Origin of the sequence: Rhizobium sp. Root1204 (genome assembly GCF_001424965.1) — a bacterium.
Classification (GTDB): domain Bacteria; phylum Pseudomonadota; class Alphaproteobacteria; order Rhizobiales; family Rhizobiaceae; genus Pararhizobium.
Map to the genome: position 1 here is coordinate 35,977 of NZ_LMCZ01000010.1, position 19,275 is coordinate 55,251.

The following is a 19,275-nucleotide window of genomic DNA, read 5'->3' on the forward strand; positions in this document are numbered from 1 at the left end:
CCCGCCTGAGTTACAAGCGGAGACCCGTTCGACTACTTGATACGGGCGTACCAGAGGCGCAGCAGATCGTCGGGGGTCTGAACCACCTCGACATTGTCACGCACGGCCCAGGACAGCGGCTGCTGGTGCAATGGCAGCCACGCCACTTCCTCTTCGGAGATAGCGAAGGCTTCCGCCATCATCTGGCGGCGCTTGGCCTCGTCGAGTTCAACATCGATCTTCTTCGTGAGTTCATCGACCTTGGCATTCTTGTAGCCGCCCGGGTTCCAGGTGCCGAGCTTGCCTTCAGGCGAATGCAACATGGCGGAAAGCACGCTGAAGCCGTCGAGCATCGGCAACGTCGCCCAGCCGAGCATGAACATGTCGGCCTGACCTTCCTGCGCCTTCTTGAAGTGCAGCGTGCGGCCTTCCGTCACCAGCTTGGCATTAAGGCCGACCTGGGCGAGCATCGCCGTCATTGCCTGGCAGACTTCCTCGTCGTTGACGTAGGCATCGTTGGGGCAGTTCATGTTGAATTGGAAGCCATCTGGATAACCTGCCTCTGCCAGCAACGCCTTGGCGGCAGCCGTGTCATAGGGGAAACGCTGGTTGAGCTTCTCGTCAAAGCCCGGCACTTCCGGAGCAATCAGCATGCCGGCGTTGCGGGATTTGCCGCGCATGATCTTGTCGCGCACCAGATCCATGTTGATAGCCAGATAGACGGCCTTGCGAACACGGGCATCCTTGAACGGATTGCCCTCGACATTGCCGTCAGCCAGCTTGTCGCGCATGTTGAAATTCATCATGATCGTCCGCAGGCCGGGCGATTCCAGCACCTTGGTGCCCGGCGAACCGGCAATACGCTTGGCATCCTGCAGTGGCGACGGGGTGATGACGTCGACCTCACCGGAGAGGAGTGCTGCAACACGGGTTGCATCCGAACTGATCGGCGTATGGACGATCTTCGTCAGATTGTGTTCCGGCTTGTCCCACCAGCCTTCATTGGCAGTCAGCACGGTTTGCGCATCCGGGCGGCGGCTCTCGAGCTTGAAGGGACCAGTGCCGTTGGCATGGGTGGTCGTATAGCCTTCCTCACCGACTTCGGCATTGACCGGCTTGACGCCGTTGTTCTTCTCCAGCCACTGCGCATCAAAGATCGCGATGTTGGTCAGGTAGTTGTTAAGCAGTGGCGTCGGGCCGCTGAGATGCAACTCGACAGTGTAATCATCGATCTTTTCGACGGACTTGAGTGCCGGCAGGTTGCCCTTGATCGGCGACTTGTCGTCGGTGGCTCGCATCAGCGACATGACGACATCGTCAGCCGTGAAATCCGAGCCGTCGTGGAATTTGACACCCTGGCGAAGCTTGTAGCGGATCACGTCCGGCTTGACGATTTCCCAGGATGTAGCCAGAGCCGGCTCGATCTTCAGTTCCTTGTTGTAGCGCACCAGCGGTTCGTAGATGTGCATCAGGAAATTGATCGAAAAGCTGTCCGTGGTGGATTGCGGATCAAGCCCGTAGATGTCGCCAGCCGAGGCATAGCGGAGCGTATGCTCGGCAGCAAACGCCGGGGCGCTGAACTGAACTAGGAACGCCGTGGATGCGGCGAGCAGCAACTTCCTCATGTAAATTCCTCCCAATGTCGGAGCGTGGTCATCTCGTCACGCCTGTTCCTCCGGCGGTGGATATCGCTCCTGTCTTTATTGCTGACATTCGATAAGAAAATTGTCAACAATGTTTGTTGACAAAAATGTTGACACGGTTCGTGTTTCAGTCGATGACTTGCAGACACAATTTTCAGTAGCAGCTTGGGAGGGATGCTGGATGGATATGGAAGCCGGGAAACGGCCCGCGACGGATCAGGAGATTTACCAGAGGCTGTGGAACGCCATAGCCGAGCGGCAGATCAGCCCCGGTACGCGGCTGAAAGAGGAGCAGCTTTCGGAAATCTTCTCCGCAAGCCGGGCGCGCATTCGCCAGGTGCTGCAGAACCTTGCCCGCGACGGACTGATTACGCTCGTTCCCAACCGGGGAGCCTTTGTGTCCAAGCCTTCCATCGAAGAGGCGCGCGACGTCTTCTTCGCCCGCCGCACCATCGAGGAACGGCTGGTCGAAAGACTATGCGTCACCATCGACGCTGCCGGGATCAACAAGCTTCGCGATCATGTCGAGGAAGAACGCAAGGCGCATGCGAATGCCGATGTTGCCTCTGCGATCCGCCTCTCCGGGGCGTTTCACCTGATGATTGCGGAACTCGCCCAGTCACAAATCCTGACAGACCTTTTGCGCGACCTCATCTCCCGGACGTCGCTGATCATGGCGATGTACCAGCAGAAAGACGTCCACAATTGCGGCCCCGACGAGCACAATGCGATCGTTGATTGCATCGTCGCCCGCGACGCCAGGCAGGCGCTTGCCGTCATGCATCACCATCTCGCTCATATCGAAAACCAGCTCGATCTGGAAACCGACCGCGTCGTCACCCGGGATCTGGAAGACATTCTCGGTTTTTGATCCGCGCCCGTACCCTCATCTGAAAGGCAAGACCATGGAACAGCCGGACATCCTGCTGCGAAACGTAACCGCCGTGACTGTCGATGAGGATCGACGCGTCATCGACCGCGCCTGGATCGCAGTCAAAGGCGATCGTATTTCCGGATTGGGAAGCGAGGCCGGCGGAGCGCCACCGGAAGGCGCAGGACAGGTGATCGATGGCTCGGGCATGATCGCCATGCCCGGCCTGATCGACAGTCACTCCCACGCCGGGCACGGCCTGGTCCGGTCAGCGGGTTCGGGTGATGTCGACCGATGGTTCGAGGTCTGCGAGGAAATTTATGCACGCGGCTCGACTACCGCGTTCTGGCGCGCCGAAGCTCGCCTGACGTTACTGGAGCGGCTGCAGGGCGGCGTCACCACGGCGATGACCCTGCTGGGCGGCGGCGCCGACATCATGCGCACCGACGACCCTGCCTTCGGCGATGCCCATTGCAACGCAACGGTCGAGTCCGGCCTGCGCACGATCCTCGCAGTCGGCCCCGGCCGTCCTCCCTATCCGCGCACATACCGTCGTTTTGGTGACGATGGCCAAAGCCATGACGCGCCGGTTTCCTTCGAACGTCAGCTGGAGGTTTGCGAGACCCTTATCGATCGCTGGGACGATGTACTCGAACGGCGGACCGGTGTGTCGCTGACAATGCCGGTCTATTACGCCAAGGATGTTAGCGACGTAGAAAGCCTACGTCACGTCCGGGAGATGGGCGACGCTGTCATGGCCTTGCGGCAGCGCAAGAACGTCCTCTTCACCCAGGACGGACATCGTGACGGTTCGATCGCACTTGCACGCGACCTTGGCGTGCTCAACCGGTTCGCGCTTTTGGGCCACAGTGTCGATCTGACGCCCGAAGATTTCGAGGCACTGAAAGAAACGGGCGCATCGATCATCCATAACCCCAGCGCCATCATGTCCATCTATGGCCGCTGCCCCGTTCCCGAATTGATCGACGCCGGCATTACGGTCTGCCTCGGCTCGGACGCCGCCGCGCCGGATCGGGGCTACGACATGTTCCGCCACATGGCGCAATGCATGCACTATCATCGCCGTCACTTCCGCGATCCTGACTACATGCCGCCCGGCAAGACCCTCGAGATGGCGACGATCGATGCAGCGCGCGCGCTCGGCCTAGATAAGGATCTCGGTTCGCTTGAGACAGGCAAGAAGGCAGATATCGTGTTGGTGGATGCTCGAAAGGCGCACATGTATCCGCCTGGAATGCCGGTTACCCGGCTCGCCCATTTCGCCAATGCTGCCGATGTCGACACCGTCATCGTCAACGGTAAGGTACTGATGCGCGGCCGCCAGATTCCGCATCTCGACATCACGCAGATCCTCGATGAGGCCGCGCACGAGCAGGCATTGGCTTTCGAGCGCGTGGGCATGACGCAACTCTGGTCGGAGCCGGCATCCTACTGGCGCACAAGCCGGCGGATAGTCGATACACCTTGAGGAGCCATACGAAAGCAGACCAGAATGACGAACCCGCTTGACAAGACCGCGCGGCAAAATTTGCGGTAGCGTGCCGCTTTACCCGTGCCGGAGCTTTACCCCCTGCGCTTCGGGATGATGAGCGGCGTTTTTGCGACCGGATCGGCGATGATCATGCACGGGAGGCCGAAGACGTCCTCGACCAGTTGTTCAGTCATGATGGCTGCTGGCGGACCGTGTGCAGCGATAGCGCCGCCCTTCATGGCGATGATGTTGGTGGCATAGCGGCACGCATGGTTGAGATCGTGCAACACGGCGACGATGGTGCGACCCTCAGCATTCAGGTCCTGGCAGAGATCGAGCAGCTCGATCTGATGGGCGATATCGAGGAATGTGGTGGGCTCATCGAGGAGAAGCAGCGGCGTCTGCTGGGCGAGGACCATCGCCACCCAGACCCTTTGACGCTGGCCACCGGAAAGTTCGTCAACGAGACGGCCGGAAAGCTCCGTCGTCTGTGTCGCCGCCATTGCCGCGGCGACGGCCGCCTCGTCTTCGTGTGACCATTGCCGGAAGAAGGATTGATGCGGATAGCGGCCGCGGGCGAGGAGATCGGCGACGCGGATGCCCTGAGGGGCGGCCGAGGTCTGCGGCAACAGGCCGACCGTGCGCGCAACCTGCTTGGCGGGGTAGCCGGCAATGGTCTTGCCATCCAGAATAACCGTGCCGGCCGAGGGGATTAGCAACCGTGAGAGGGCGCGCAGCAAGGTGGATTTGCCGCAGGCATTGGGGCCGACGATGACGGTGAAGGAGCCGTTGGGAATGGCTACAGACAAGTCTTGGGCGATGATGCGTTGATCATATCGCAGCGTAACGTTTTGAGCCTGAAGCCTTGTGCTTCTGCTGTTGGAACCGTCGGTCATTGCCTTGCCTCACGCAGCAGCAACCATAAAAAATAGAGCCCGCCGATACTGACCGTCATGACGCCGACGGGCAATTGAACGCCGAACCCATGCTGGGCACCCCAGTCGGCGGCGGTGAGCAGCAGCCCACCGGTCAGCGCTGCCGGGACCAATGCGACGCCGGCTGCACGGACAAGACGCCTGGCGATCTGCGGGGCAGCCAGGGAGACGAATGCGATCGGGCCAGCCGCCGCAGTAACGATCGCTGTCAGCGCGACGCCGCCGATCATCAGCATCAAGCGCAGACGGTTTGCATTGAGGCCGGACGCCATGGCCGCATCGTCGCCAAGTTCCAGCTGCCGCATCGGCCGCGCCAGCACCAGAACAAAAGGGACGATCAGTATGAGCATCAGCAAAACCGGCCAGAATTGCTCAAAGCCCAAACCATTGAGGGAGCCTGCTCCCCAGATGGCCGCTGACATCGCAATCTGAAGGTCGGCCTGGCGGATCATCCAGGCGTTCAGCGCGCCAAGCACCGCCGAAATACCGATGCCGACGACGATCAGCCGGAAGCCTTGCGCACCATTGCGATAGGCAAGCAGATAGACGGCGGCGGCCGTGACGATACCGCCGGCCAAGGCCCCCGCGGCTGTCGCGTAGTAACCGCCGGAAAACAGCAGGATGACGACAAGCGCGCCGGTATAGGAGCCCGTGGAAAACCCGATAATGTCCGGCGATCCCAGCGGATTGCGGGTCAGCGACTGGAAGATCGCACCGCTCAGGCCAAGAGCAGTCCCCAGCAGAAAGGCAAGCAACAGCCGCGGCAGCCGCCATTCCACCACGACCATGCGGATATCGTCGTCAGAGTTGCCCAGCAAAGCGCCGAGCACATCAGCAAGCGGGATCGGGAACTTTCCGCTCGCAAGCGACACAGTGCCAATCACCCCCGCAAGCAGCAGCAGGATGAAACCGGCACCAAGGCTGAGCAAGTCAACCCGCATCGACAGCCGCCAGCCAAACAGCCGGATCACGGCAGCCCTGCGGCCGAAATCGATTGGGCCGGAATAGGCTACCGGCACAATGACACGATTGCGAAGAACTGGGGATGGATTGTGGTTGGGTTCGGTCATAGGCCGCCGGCCCGCGTGCGCCGGGCAAGCGCGATCAATACCGGCGCGCCGATCAAGGCGGTGACGATACCGGCTTCCAGCTCGCCCGGAAACTGCACCAGCCGGCCGGCGATATCGGCCGCCAGCAGCAGAATAGGCGAGCACAGGATGGTGAAGAGGATGATCCAGCGCTGGTCAGGCCCGGTGAACCATCGAACCACATGCGGCACCATCAGCCCGACAAAGCCGATAGGACCTGCCGCCGCGGTTGCCCCACCGGCAAGCAAGGTGACGGCGATGACCACGAGGATGCGGATTTGTACGAGATTGACCCCGAGCGCACGCGAAGGGTCGTCACCCAGCGCGATGGCGTTGAGCGAAGGCGTGACACAGAGCGAGAGGACCAGCCCGCAGACGATGAACGGTGCCACGGTGGCCGCCACCTCCATATTACGCCCGGCAAGCGAACCGACCGCCCAGACCCGCAGACTGTCAAAGGCCAGCGGATCAAGCAGCGTGATCGACGAACCGATGCCGCCAAGCACGGCGGAAAGCGCCACGCCGGACTGAACCAGCCGCACCGGCGTCGCCCCGTCGCGACCGCGCGATCCAACCGCATAGACCAGAAGCGTCACCACTATAGCGCCGAGAAATGCGAACCAGAGATAGCTGGAGATCGCGTGGAGGCCGAGCAAGCCGACGGCCAGTGTCACGAAGAAGGCAGCGCCCGCATTGACGCCGAGGATGCCGGGATCGGCGAGCGGATTGCGGGTGATCGCCTGAATCAGCGCGCCGGAGACGCCGAAGGCTGCGCCACACAAGAGTCCGAGCAATGTCCGCGGCAGACGGTAATCGCGGATGATAATGTGTTCGGCAGATGCCGGGTCATAGGCCAATAGTGCATCCAAGGCGGTCGAGAGCCCAACGGCGCGCGCGCCAGTCAGCAGGCTGACAATGCACAGGACGATCAGAACTGCGGCGCACAGAATAAGCAGTGCCAGCGGCCGGAACCGAAATCCTGAAGACCTGCCGCCACCAGTCGGCTTGGCCACCGGCAAGGTGGAGGCCGGGCTGCCCGCCGAATCGGCTGGTATCTGGCCAAGGGTGCCAGCGCTCATACGCGCGCCTGCCCCTCGATCCAGTAACCAATCGCATCGATCCTTGTTTTGTCGAAGCCGAGGCGATCGCGAAAATGCTTGCGGCATGCCGAGGCAGCACGCGCCTCGCCGGCAATGTAGATATAGCCCGGTCCTTCCGGCAGCGTCTCGATGCTCCTGGCGATCTGCGGCAACTGGGTATAGCCATCGCGGCCCTCGCATCGGCCGTGGGTCTCATACCAGGTGATCGACATGTCGCCGGCGCTGTCGATCTGCTGACGGTCGGTCACGGACGGTATCTCGACATGCACGATGGCGCGCTGACCCTGCCCTAGTTCTTCCAGAACCCGGCCGACGGCCGGAAGCCCGGTGATGTCGGTGACGAGCAGCATCCAGGCCGCATCCTGCGGCGGCTCGAAACGGCCTTCCGGATTGCAGATGCCGACGACATCGCCCACCTTCGCGTCCATCGCCCAACTGGCAGCAACGCCGCCCTCGTGAGCGACAAGATCGATCAGCATCTCGCAGCGATCCGCATCCCAGCGGCGCACCGTATAGGGCCGGTTCGGGCAATGCTGCGACCCATCCGGCCGTCCCCATTCGCCGTTCTCCATCAGCACCGGCAGCGTCACCGGCGTGTCCGCATCCGGCCGGAAGGCAAGCCGCACCCATTCGTCGGGATGACCGGTCGCAATCAAGCGATCGCCGCCCTCGACCTGCAGGGTGACCCGGATCATCGACGGCGTCAGACGTGTGACTGCAGTCACCTCGCAAAAGAAATAATCTTCCACATAGGGTTCGTGATCATGATCGTGAGACATCAGTGCTCCTTGCCCGCCCGCTCTGCCGCTTCGGCAAGGCGGGGCAAAAACCTCGGGAAACCATAGGGAATGGACAACACGCTCAAGGCTGATGTCGACCACACGGAAACAGGATCTTCCAAGGCCACGTAGCTACCGCGCATAACAGCAGGAAGCCGCATGAACAGCGGCTGCGTCTCTGCCGCCGTGCGAGCGCCCTCGCCGTACCACATGATCAGGATATCGGCGTCCAGACTGTTTACCTGTTCCATGCCGACCGTGACGGAGCCTTGGCCGGGGTTGCCTGCTGCAAGCGCCGCAATGCCGGCAGATGGTTTGAGCCCCAGCTCCAGTAGGGCGGCCACGCGCGGGTCATCCGGCAGATAGACGACGATGCCGGACCCTCCGGCGAAATAGGTTCCAAAAGTGAATGTCTTGCCACGCAGAGCCTGCCAGCTGTCGCCTATCGCTTTGAGAGAGTATGCTGTCTTCTCGATGAGCGCCTTGGCCTCTTCGCTTCTGCCTAAAGCCTGTCCGGCCAGTTCCATATGTTCCTTCCAGCCGGCCGACCAGGGGGCGGAACGATAGGTGACTGTCGGAGCAATCGCAGAAAGCCGCTTGTAGGCGAGATCATCGATACCCGAATAGATGCCGAGGATCAGGTCTGGCCGCAGCGCCGCTATCGCCTCGTAATCGATGCCGCCTTCAAAGAGGTACGGCCAGGTAGTACCCAACCGTTCCTCGTTCCAAGGGAAAATGCCGCTCTCGAAAAAGCGATAACGCGGCATTCCGACCGGTACCTTGCCGAGCGCCAGCACGGCATCCTCACTGCTCCAGCCCAGCGTGACGATCCGCTCCGGTGCGGCCGGAATGGTCGTTGTCCCCAGGGCATGCTGAACGGCCCGTGGAAACCCATCCTCGGATCGGGCAGGCCCGCCGACGGACAACAGCAGTGCCAGCAGCAGGAACGTCGTTTTATGAAGCGAGAACAAGGGCAACAGCAGGCTCACTTACCACTGGAAACTCAGATTGGCGTAAACCGACCTCGGTTTTCCATAGAAGCAGGAATTGATGTTGCTGCACCCGTTCACATAGGTTTTGTCGAACAGGTTTTGTGCCGTCACGTTCAGCTCCAGGCCTTCCAGATTGGGGTTGCGCTTTCCAAAATCATAGGAAACCGCTGCATCCACGACGGTGTAGGCAGGATACTTGAAGGAATTGGCGTCATTGCCATACCCGCTGCTGGAATGACGCACACCGGCGCCAAACCCGAGGCCGTCAAGCGGGCCATCCTCCAGCCGGTATTTTGCCCAGAGCGATACGTTGACCGGTGGCATGAAGCGCACCTTGTTTCCCTGTGTGCCGTCATCCGCTTTGGAATAGACCGAATCGGTATAGGAGGCCGCCGCGATCAGATCGAGGCTATCGAATACAGTCGCCTTGCCCTCGACCTCGACACCCTGGACGTGAATTTCACCCCTTTGCGACGGCACGAAGGTAAGGCTGTCATAGGTCGGGACGTTCTGCTGTTTCAGATCGAAGGCGGAAACCGTGATCAGCGCATCGTAGCCGACCGGCTCATACTTGACGCCGACTTCCCACTGCTCGCCAGTCGTCGGCTTGAACGGATTGTTCTGCCCATCAAAGCCGGAATATGGCATGAAGGAGGTAGAATAGCTGGCGTAGGGCGCAAAGCCATTATCGAAGAGATAAATGAGCCCGGCGCGGCCGGTAAATGCGGTGTCGGTTTTCCTGCCCACAGTCGATGTGAGCATATCGTTGTCGGTTTGCCATGCCCAGTCATAACGTCCGCCGAGCGTCAGGATCCAGTTGTCCCATTTGATCTGGTCCTGAGCGTAGAAGCCCAGCTGGCTGATCTTGTTGTCCCAACGCGCGCCGACCGTCGGTTCCTTGTACGATCCGTAGTCGGGATTGAAGACGTCCAACGGCGTGTTGCCGAAGCCATAACGGCCGGTATAGTCGTTGCGGAACCACTTGTAATCGGTTCCGACGATGGCGGTGTGTGCAATTTCGCCGGTCGAGAACTCGGCCTGCAGATTGGTATCGGTGGCAAAGACCTGATTGTCCGACGAATAGTCGATCGCGTTTCGTCTCATCTTCGTGTAGTCGACCACGCCGCCTGTCTCGACATAACCGCCGCTGAAAAATGTCCGGTAAGAATCGTCGACGGAGATGTATTTCGCATTGTGACGGATCGACCAGACATCGTTGAACTGGTGCTTGAACTCGTAGCCAAGAATCGCCTGTTCCCTGTCATAGCTATTATAGGCCGGCTCGCCGGTGAAAAGATCCCGATCGATCCTCCCATAAGGTCCGGCCTCAACCGTTCCGATATAAGGAAGCGGCTGGTAGTCCGGGACGCCATTGTCCTTCTGGTAGTGGGACAGGAACGTGAATGTCGTGTCCTCATCCGGCTTCAAGGTAAAGGATGGCGCGATCATGAATCGCTCGTCCTTGGTATAGTCGATATTCGTTTCCGTGCGTGTCGCCACCCCCGTCAAGCGATAGAGAAAGGCATCATTATTGGCCACCGGTCCGGAAAAATCGTAGGCGCCATAGGCGCGGCCGTCCGTGCCGGTTCCCACGACCACCTCGTTGAATGGCTTGTCCGTCGGCCGCTTGCTGACCATGTTGATCATGCCGCCCGGATAATTCTGACCGTAGAGGACAGAGGATGGCCCCTTCAGCACTTCGATCCGCTCGAGCATATAGGGATCGATCTGCGGCGAACCGCCGAGATCGCCGATATAGGGGAGATAAGTGCCGTCGAGATAAAGAGGCGTGGGTGCAAAGCCGCGAATTTCAATGTTGTCAAAGTTACGTGTCGAGGCGCTGCTGCCGCCGACATGCACGCCGGCCGTATAGTTCACCGCTTCCTTGATCGTTTCAGCGCCCCGGGCCTTAACCTCATCGGAGGTGATCACGGAAATCGATTGTGGCACCTCGATCAATGGCGTGTCGGTTTTCGTACCCGTTGCCGATCGGCTGGCAACGATGCCATCGACATGTCCCCAGGCATTTTCGCCGCCCTGCGCCGTGATTGTCTGAAGCGGCGTTGCGCCTTCAACCGTTACCGCCTCCGATGTCTGCGCTGGATTGCTGATCGTCACGCTCTTTGGTCCGGTAAAGCGATAGGTCAATCCGGTATTGGCAAGAAGCCTGTTCAATGCCGCTTCAGGCGAAAGCTGGCCGCTGATGCCCGCAGTGTTCAGCCCGTTTGCGACTGAACTGCTATAGAGAACCTGAATGCCGCTCGCGGCGCCGAAGCGTGTCAGACCACGATCAAGCGAGCCGGCGGGAATAGAATAGCTGACGCTTTCCTGTGCGAAGGCCATCGAGGGGGCAATGACAAGAGCCGCAAATGCGATGGAGGCCGACAGACGTGCAATCCGCCATTTGTATGCCATCTTGCCGTGATGGTCGTGCCTTCCGGCGGTGAACTGCCCCATGCGAATGTCCCCAATGCAATCGTCGCTGCGCCGTCCATTGACGCGGCCTCTATTGGGGAAAACGATCCGGATCCACAAACCCGAAATTTTTTCTCAAGTTTTTTCGCAGAAAAGCGTGTTGGCTATCTGAGCAACACAATGCCGCCGATCAGGCTGACGGGGCGAACCTGTAGTGTCTCCTCCAGATGCGCCAGGATTTCTTCGGGACGATCGAGATGAAACACACCGGACATCCGGCGCAAGCGCAGAGTACTGCTGGCAATCATCACCTTGCCACGGCGGTGGCGGTTGAGGTCCGACACCACGTCGGCCAGCGACCGGTCCTTGAAGATCAACAGTCCTCGCCGCCACGCTGCGGCCGTTTCGGCATCGGTTGCCACTTTCTCGCCAAGCCCGGCCTGCGAATAGCTGATGCCCTCGCCGCCGATGAGATCGCTGTTGGCCAGACATTGCACGTTGATATGTCCCTGAAGACATTCGACCGAAACATCATCCTCGCCATGCTTCACCGAAAAGGACGTACCGGTTGCCGTCGTGTTGCCGTTAGCGGCGGTCACCACAAAGGGCCGGGCGGCGTCGGGAACGACATCGAAGACGGCCGCGCCTGACGTCAGCACAAGGTGCCGAGCCGATGGAGAATAATCGAGGGAAAGGGTCGTGCCACCGTCAAGCGTCGTCATCGAACCATCGGGCAATTCAACCGTCCGCTGCTCCCCTATCCCGGTGGCGTAATCCGCCATCATGGCTTCAACCGGCGGCAGAAATCCGAGTTCCGACAGGACTATACCAGCACCGGCCGCACTGGCCGCAAGGCTTCCGGCCGCGAGAAAAGAGCGTCTCGTCAAGGTTGCCGCAGGTGGCTTCGTGACCTTGGCAAGCGCTGGACCGAGATTCTTCCACAGCCGAGCTGATTGCTGGAAGGCCTGCTCATGCGCGGTGCTGCGGGAGCGCCAGCGCAACAGCGCCTCTGCATCCTCCGTCGTTGCCGTACCGGATGTAAGGCGGACGATCCAGGCTGTCGCTTCGCGCTTGAGAGCTTCGAAATTATCGTCCAACTTCCGCTCCCTTCCCTATGCGCGTTCGTGACAGGATGCGTATACCTGCTTCTAAAACTATCAACGATTGAAAAACGAAAAGCCGAAATGTCAGGCCCGGTTTATTGTTTCAAGCCGTTCGCTGCAATAGTCGACCGCTTTGCGGATTTCCAGTTCGACAGTGCGGACGGACACGCCAAATTCCGCAGCGATATCGGCATGGCGGCGCTGCTCAAGCCGGCATGCTACCAGCATTTTGCGCTGGCGTTCGGGGAGTTCGTCCATGATTTGCATCAGGCAACGGATCTGATCGCGGTCTTCGATCTGCTTCTCCGGTCCCGGCTGTTCGTCGGGAACAGACAGCAGGATATCGATGTCGCCGGAGGTTAGCTTGCGCTTTTGTCCCCGGTCGTGATCGACCGCGAGGGTTCGCGCGATCCGCATCAGGTAGGGGACGGGCGCGGTCAAGGCCGCAGCGCCGTTGCGGGCGAGCTTGATCCAGGCTTCCTGCGCCAAGTCGTCTGCATCGGCGTGCGAGCGGGTTCTGCTGATGAGGTACCGCTTGATCCGGCGTTCATTGCGCGCGAAAGCGGCCACGAGCTCGTCGTCGTAACTTGCCATCCCTTCGCTCCTGCCGTCTGCCGCAATTGTTTTCGACGCAATACCGGTTTGAAGATCGGCTGACAATAGTGGAGTAAAGAAGTCATATTAAAAGATTCGAGGTGGCCGTCCGTGTTCTCTGCGAACGGCCCGCCGCCTCAAGCAAGCCGCCCTCATCCGACCCGATTTACAGCCCGCCGATGAAGGAATTTAGGAATAGACCGGCACCCGTTCCGCAAGAACCCGACGATCATGGCTGACAAGAAGCACTGCGGCACCTCTGCCGGTAACTTTCCCCAGCAGATCGAACGCCTGATATTTTGGAAATGTGCCGGCCAAGCTTGCCGGCTCGTCACATCCCGATGCGAGGATTTGCGTTATTTACTCAGATGAAAAATCGGCCTTGCCGTTGCGAACTTAGGGATGACCGGGTCTGGCCATCGTTCCATGGCCGTATGGCGAACGCCGGCACATCGCGGCCGGCAAAAAATGTCGGGACGCAGGAACGGGGTTCCTGCGTCCTTGAGAGCATCCGGATTGCAACAATCAGATATTGGCAAGCAGGTCGTTGATGCGGCTTTCAGCGCTGCCAAGGGCTTCGTCGATGCTCTTGTCGCCGTTCACAGCTGCACCGACTTCTTCGCCGATGATGTCCTGGATGGCAAACTGGCGCTGGACGGCGCCCGGCAGAGAACGGCCAGTCTCGGCGATCTCCGCAATGTTTTCACGATGCGGCAGTGCCTTGAATTCCGGCATTGCGAAGACGGCCTTGACGGCCGGAAGGTGACCGGTGCGGGCCCACTGGAAGTCGTTTTCGGCGAGGAACTTGAAGAGCTTGCCGATTGCTTCGGTCTGTTCCGGCGTACGGTCCTTGTGCGGCATGACCCAGCTATGGCCGTCGGCATAGGTGCTGTCGCGGCCAGGATAGAGCTGCGGGACCGGGTAAACGGTGTAGCCGCCCGCAAGCGCCGTACCTTCCTTTTCCGACTGGGCAACGAAATCACCGATCAGCCAGGTGCCGTTGACCGCGATGCCGCCGTCGCCATTGGTGAACGAAGTGACGGAGGCCGCATAGTCGAGGCCGGTGGTCGTTAGACCTTCGTCCTTGATCTTTTTCATCAGCTCGACGACGTTCTTGGCTTCCGGCGTGTTCAGCGTGATCTTCGTTGGATCAGCAAAGAAGTCGGCATTCTGCTGTTGCAGCAGCGTATAGAGAACGCGGGCATAGGCTGCCGTTTCATTGGCAAGAATTTGCACGAGGTACGGCTTGCCGGTCTTTTCCTTGAACTGCTTGCCTTGGGCGATCAACTCTTCGGCGGACGTTGGCAGAATTGGCGTTCCATCGGCGTTAACAAGGCCGGCCTGTTTCATCAGGTTAAGGTTGACGTGGAAGAGCATGGTCCAGTTGTCGAACGGCAGGCCGAACAGGTGGCCTTCCTTGGTAACGCCGCCCCGGGCCGCATCGGTGAAGCTATCGGGCGAGATGCCCTGGGCGGATAGGACGTCGTCAATCGGGTCGATCAGGCCGCGCGACTGATAGTCGGAGATCGCCGAATAGTGCATCGACACGACGTCGGGTGCTGCACCCGATGCGAGCTGGGCATTGAGCTGGTCGTAGCCCGGCCACTCAACGGTGGTCACATTGACGTCAATATCCGGATTGTCGGCTTCGAACTTGTTGATCAAGGAAGTGATAATGCCGCATTCGCCGACAGCCTTGGAGACGTCTGTCACCTTGCCGTAGTCCGCATCGCAGGCGCCGAAGAAGCGCTGCAGTTCGATCTTGGTCTGCGCCTGGGCCGACGTGGCGCAGGTCAGCGCAATCAACGCTGCCGTGCTGAGTAGAAAACGTCTCATGGTCTGTCTCTCCCTTTGAAAGGGGCTCCCCGCCCCGTTGAAACCCACTGCGGCCATTCCTCCTGGCCGCAGCAATAGTCATTTCACGGCGCCGCCCGAAACCGCGGTCACGATATGGCGCTGGAAAATCACGTAGACGATCAACACCGGCAGGCTGGCAAAGACCGCCTGGGCACTGAGGAAACCGAGCCCTTCGCTCTGGGCAAAATTGGTCTGCGACGAGGCGATGCCGATGGTGAGCGTAAACATCTCCTTCTTCGTCGCGGAGATCAGCGGCCACCAGTAGTCGTTCCAGGCATGCAGGAAGGTGAAGATGCCGAGGGTCGCCTGGGCTGGCAGCGTCAAAGGCAGCAGCACCTTCCAGAAGATCCGCAGCGGCGAGGCATTGTCGAGAAGGGCTGCCTCGTCGATCTCCTTAGGGATCGCCTTGAAGAACTGGGTCATCAGGAAGACGCCGAAGGCGGACGACATGCCGGGCAGCATCAGCCCGATATAGGAATTGTGCAGGCCGAACCAGTTGAACATCTGGTGGCGAGCAATGATGACCGCCTGTTCCGGCACGGCCAGACCGAACAGCACGATGACGAAGATTGTGCGCCGGAACGGAAACTCGAGGCGGGCGAAGGCATAACCCGCAAGAGACGCGAGGACGAGCACGCCGGCCGTCTGTCCAATCGCCACCACAAGGCTGTTGAAGAACCAGCCAAAGGCCTGCGACGAGTAGATGATGTTGACATAATTGACGAGCGTATAGGGCAGCTCGAAGACGGATTCCGTTCCGAGCATCAGCTCCTTGTTGTCCTTGATCGACAGGCCGACGAGCCAGGCAACCGGCGCCATCATGACGACGGAGAGGATAATGGCTATCACAAGCAGCGTGCGATTGCCGGTCAGCGCTTCGGGACGGTAGGTCGTTTGGTCCGTCATTCGGAAACCTCCGACTTGCGGCTTGAGATGACATACTGCGCCATCGCCGCGACGAGAATGATCAGGAACAGGAACTCGGATGCTGCAGCGGCCTTGCCGACGTCCCAGCGCACGAAGCCAACCTCATAGATGTACATGACGAGCGGACGGGATGTGCCGTTCGGGCCGCCATTGGTCATGATCTGCGCCTGGCCGAACAGTTGGAACTGCATGACGATCTGGATGATCGTCACCAGCATGATGGTGCGGGCGATCGAGGGCAGCGTCACACGTGTCAGCACACGCCAGGGGCTGGCATTGTCGAGCGCTGCCGCCTCATAGAGATCATTCGGAATCTGCTGCAGAGCGGCGAGGAACAGCATCATTGGCAGGCCGAGACACCACCAGACTGTGGCGACGCCAACGGAGAAGAGCGACCAGCCGCTGGTCGACAAGAAATTGACCGGCTGAATGCCGAACTGTTCGGAAATGACGGCCAAGAGCCCGTCGCCAGGGATAAAGACGAAACGCCAGATCAGCGTCACGATTGTGACCGAAAGCACGGAGGACGAGAAGAACAGACCACGTAGGAACGAGGTCGTTCGCGTCGTTTTGTTGAGTGCCAGTGCGAGGAAGAGCCCGAGTATTACAAGCGCCGGAACGCTGACGAGCACGAAGATAATTGAGTTACGCAGCGCCTGCAGGAACACCGGGTCGGCAAGCACCCGGGTATAGTTTCCCAGGCCGACAAAGCGGCCCGGACCGAAAAGATCGACCTTATGCAGACTCAGCCACGCGCCCCAAAAGAGCGGGAAAACGAGCAGCACCGCAAAGACGGACAAATAGGGAAGGATGAAGAGGCCGTTGCTCCATTGGCTGCGGCGATAGCTCTCGGCCATGTCAGTCGCCCTCCGAATGGTGAGCGGTACCGGCGGCGTCGAACAGGTGGATGGCGGTGGTATCAAGCGCAATCTGCAGCGTGTCCCCGCCGCGCGCTTCGCTGCGTCCGTCCGTTTCGGCCGTCAGCTTCGTTCCATCCGCCAGCTGGCCATAGATCAGCGTGCGATCACCAAGCCGCTCGACGACTTCGGCCTTGAGCGCAATGCCCGCCTGTCCGGCTGGCAGAACGGTTATATCCTCGGCCCGGATGCCGAGATTTGCCCCCTCAGGCGAAAAGCTTGCCGGCAGACGAAACGCGGCATGGATCTCACCAAGGCCGCTTGCGCCGATTGTAACGGTGCGACCATTGGCAGCTACGCTTCGGAGCGGCACGAAATTCATGGCCGGGGAGCCGACGAAACCCGCGACGAACCGGCTTGCGGGACGCCGGTAGATTTCCATCGGCGTACCGATCTGCTCGATCTTGCGGTTATGCATGATGACGATGCGGTCGGCGAGCGTCATCGCTTCCACCTGATCATGCGTCACGAAGATCATCGTGCTGCCGAGACGGGCATGCAACTGGGCAAGCTCAAGCCGCGTGCGGCCGCGAAGGGCGGCGTCGAGATTCGACAATGGCTCGTCGAACAGAAAGGCTTTCGGTTCCTTGACGATAGCTCTGCCGATAGCCACGCGCTGGCGCTGCCCACCCGACAACTTCTGCGGTTTACGATCGAGAAGATGGGCGATTTCGAGTGTCGCCGCCGCCTGCTGGACACGGCGCTCGATTTCGTCCTTCGGCAGGCCGATGTTTTCCAGGCCGAAGGACATGTTCTGGGCAACCGTCATATGCGGATAAAGCGCATAGGACTGGAAAACCATGGCGACGCCGCGCTTGCCGGGCGGCAGTGTATCGACACGCTGTTCAGCGACAGAGATCGTACCAGCGGTCACGTCCTCAAGGCCTGCGATCATGCGCAGAAGCGTGGACTTCCCGCAGCCTGAAGGCCCAAGGAAGACGACGAACTCGCCTGCCTTGATGGACAACGAAATGTCGTCCAGCACGGCGAGCGCGCCGTAACGTTTGGTAACGTTGGTAATTTCGATCGATGCCGACATGGTTTCTCCTCCCCGTCGTTGTCTGCCTTACGCCCCGAGCCGGATCATCCGGTAGCTCAGCGGCGCGATGGCGGCGACGAGACGGCCTTGGGTAACCGATGCGCCCGAGCCATCCCGTGGCTCGATCGTCTCGGCTCCTGGACCATTGACGGCGCGGAGGTCGTGGCCTTCCATGACCTTGTCGAGGATCACCTTGCGGCTGCCGAAACCTTCGAGAGAGAGCTCGAGTTCGATCACTTCCGTCTGGTGACGGTTGACGATGAAGAAGGTCAGCGCGCCATCGTCCTCCGTTTCGACGGCGGAAACGTCCAGATAGGCTACGTCCTTGGCGAAATCGGTCGAGTAGCTTGGGCAATCAAGCGACAGGTTCAGCGCCTTGCCGCGGCCGTACTTTGACGCATAGGCATAGGGGAAGAACGTCGTCTGACGCCAGGCAGGGCCGCCCGGAACGGTCATGATCGGAGCAATAACGTTGACGAGCTGCGCCAGGCAGCCGACCTTCACCACATCCGAACGGCGGATGAAGGTGTTGAGAATGCAACCGACCTGCAGCACGTCCTCGAAATTGTAGATGTCTTCCAGCAGCGCCGGTGCATGCGGCCAGCCGTCATTGCCTTCCAGAACCTTCCGGTCGGCTTCGCGGGAGTGGTACCAGACGTTCCACTCGTCGAAGGAGATATAGACATCCTTCTTCGAGCGCTTCTTCGCCTTGGTGTAGGTGATAACGCCGGCAATGGTGGCGATGTAGTCGTCAAGGCGGGCATTCTGGGCCAGATAGTCCGCCGTATTGCCCGCATGATTGTCGAAATACATGTGCAGGCTGATGTAATCGATGGAGTCGTAGGTGTAGTCGAGAACGGTGGCTTCCCAGGCCGGATAGGTCGGCATCTTCGGTGACGAGGAGCCGCAAACCACGAGTTCGATCGACTTGTCGAAGGCGCGCATGGCCTTGGCGGTCTCGAACGCGATGCGGCCATACTCTTCCGCCGTCTTCTGGCCGATCTGCCAGGGACCGTCCATCTCGTTGCCCAGGCACCACATCTTGACGTTCCAGGGCTCTTCGCGGCCGTTCTTGCGGCGAAGGTCCGACCACTGGCTGCCGCCCGGATGATTGACATATTCGAGGAAGGCGCGGGCTGAGTCCAAGCCACGCGAACCGAGATTGACGGCCAGCATCATGTCGGTATTGGCAGCCTCCGCCCAGTCGGCAAATTCGTGGATGCCGACATGATTGCTTTCGGAGCTGTGCCAGGCAAGATCGAGGCGCACGGGGCGCTCTTCGCGTGGGCCGATGCCGTCTTCCCAATCGTAAGCAGAGACAAAGTTGCCGCCGGGATATCGCACGATCGGGACGTTGGCTTCCCGCACGAGGTCAATGACGTCCTGACGCATGCCGTTCTTGTCGGCGGTCGGATGATCCGGCTCGTAGATGCCCGAATAGACGGCCCGGCCGAGATGCTCGACGAAAGAGCCGTAGAGACGTGGATCGATAGTACCGATGACGTAACCGCTGTGTGCGGTGCCGACTGCGCGCATGCTTACCT

At 60.1% G+C, this 19,275-nt stretch carries 16 protein-coding genes; 2 read left to right on the forward strand and 14 right to left on the reverse strand.

Features of this window, described 5'->3' with window-relative positions; all coding sequences use genetic code 11:
• Positions 1-32 precede the first annotated feature (32 nt).
• The gene (locus ASC96_RS12540; RefSeq protein WP_060503390.1) at positions 33-1,604 is read right to left on the reverse strand and encodes an ABC transporter substrate-binding protein; all 1,572 of its coding nucleotides are present in this window, start codon (positions 1,602-1,604) and stop codon (positions 33-35) included.
• A 199-nt stretch (positions 1,605-1,803) separates the two neighbouring features.
• Here ASC96_RS12540 and ASC96_RS12545 point away from each other — a divergent pair, with 199 nt between their 5' ends.
• Positions 1,804-2,493, forward strand: a complete 690-nt coding sequence (locus ASC96_RS12545) for a GntR family transcriptional regulator (RefSeq protein WP_060503391.1) — start codon at positions 1,804-1,806, stop codon at positions 2,491-2,493.
• 34 nt (positions 2,494-2,527) lie between these two features.
• The gene (locus ASC96_RS12550) at positions 2,528-3,982 is read left to right on the forward strand and encodes an amidohydrolase family protein (RefSeq protein WP_060503392.1); all 1,455 of its coding nucleotides are present in this window, start codon (positions 2,528-2,530) and stop codon (positions 3,980-3,982) included.
• Positions 3,983-4,077: 95 nt separating this feature from the next.
• Here ASC96_RS12550 and ASC96_RS12555 read toward each other — a convergent pair whose 3' ends face one another.
• The 13 genes from ASC96_RS12555 to ASC96_RS12615 all read right to left on the reverse strand — a co-directional run bounded on the left by ASC96_RS12555 (position 4,078) and on the right by ASC96_RS12615 (position 19,267).
• The gene (locus ASC96_RS12555) at positions 4,078-4,881 is read right to left on the reverse strand and encodes an ABC transporter ATP-binding protein (RefSeq protein WP_060503393.1); all 804 of its coding nucleotides are present in this window, start codon (positions 4,879-4,881) and stop codon (positions 4,078-4,080) included.
• A complete protein-coding gene (locus tag ASC96_RS12560) occupies positions 4,878-5,990 on the reverse strand; it encodes an iron chelate uptake ABC transporter family permease subunit (protein WP_244482011.1) in 1,113 nt (370 codons plus the stop codon). Before ASC96_RS12560 ends, ASC96_RS12555 begins: the two co-directional genes overlap by 4 nt.
• Positions 5,987-7,087 (reverse strand): iron chelate uptake ABC transporter family permease subunit, encoded by a 1,101-nt coding sequence (locus ASC96_RS12565; protein ID WP_060503394.1) that lies wholly within the window; start codon positions 7,085-7,087, stop codon positions 5,987-5,989. Before ASC96_RS12565 ends, ASC96_RS12560 begins: the two co-directional genes overlap by 4 nt.
• On the reverse strand, positions 7,084-7,887 hold the full coding sequence (locus tag ASC96_RS12570) for a siderophore-interacting protein (RefSeq protein WP_244482013.1): 804 nt from the start codon (positions 7,885-7,887) through the stop codon (positions 7,084-7,086). The genes ASC96_RS12565 and ASC96_RS12570 overlap by 4 nt, the downstream gene beginning before the upstream one ends.
• Positions 7,887-8,876 (reverse strand): iron-siderophore ABC transporter substrate-binding protein, encoded by a 990-nt coding sequence (locus tag ASC96_RS12575; RefSeq protein ID WP_244482015.1) that lies wholly within the window; start codon positions 8,874-8,876, stop codon positions 7,887-7,889. The genes ASC96_RS12570 and ASC96_RS12575 overlap by 1 nt, the downstream gene beginning before the upstream one ends.
• A complete protein-coding gene (locus tag ASC96_RS12580; protein WP_082512053.1) occupies positions 8,877-11,336 on the reverse strand; it encodes a TonB-dependent siderophore receptor in 2,460 nt (819 codons plus the stop codon).
• A 122-nt stretch (positions 11,337-11,458) separates the two neighbouring features.
• Positions 11,459-12,391, reverse strand: a complete 933-nt coding sequence (locus ASC96_RS12585) for a FecR family protein (protein WP_060503396.1) — start codon at positions 12,389-12,391, stop codon at positions 11,459-11,461.
• Between the two features lie 90 nt (positions 12,392-12,481).
• On the reverse strand, positions 12,482-12,991 hold the full coding sequence (locus tag ASC96_RS12590; protein ID WP_060503397.1) for an RNA polymerase sigma factor: 510 nt from the start codon (positions 12,989-12,991) through the stop codon (positions 12,482-12,484).
• Between the two features lie 525 nt (positions 12,992-13,516).
• Complete coding sequence (locus ASC96_RS12595) at positions 13,517-14,827, reverse strand: extracellular solute-binding protein (protein WP_060503398.1); 1,311 nt, start codon at positions 14,825-14,827, stop codon at positions 13,517-13,519.
• Between the two features lie 78 nt (positions 14,828-14,905).
• Positions 14,906-15,754, reverse strand: coding sequence for a carbohydrate ABC transporter permease (locus ASC96_RS12600; RefSeq protein ID WP_060503399.1), 849 nt, complete (start codon positions 15,752-15,754; stop codon positions 14,906-14,908).
• Positions 15,751-16,632 carry a sugar ABC transporter permease gene (locus ASC96_RS12605; RefSeq protein WP_060503400.1) on the reverse strand — a complete coding sequence of 294 codons (882 nt, stop codon included), beginning with the start codon at positions 16,630-16,632 and terminating at the stop codon, positions 15,751-15,753. The genes ASC96_RS12600 and ASC96_RS12605 overlap by 4 nt, the downstream gene beginning before the upstream one ends.
• A 1-nt stretch (position 16,633) precedes the next feature.
• Positions 16,634-17,731, reverse strand: a complete 1,098-nt coding sequence (gene ugpC, locus ASC96_RS12610; protein ID WP_060503401.1) for a sn-glycerol-3-phosphate ABC transporter ATP-binding protein UgpC — start codon at positions 17,729-17,731, stop codon at positions 16,634-16,636.
• A gap of 27 nt (positions 17,732-17,758) precedes the next feature.
• Positions 17,759-19,267: an alpha-N-arabinofuranosidase gene (locus ASC96_RS12615; RefSeq protein WP_060503402.1), complete on the reverse strand. Its 1,509-nt coding sequence runs from the start codon at positions 19,265-19,267 to the stop codon at positions 17,759-17,761.
• Positions 19,268-19,275: the final 8 nt, after the last annotated feature.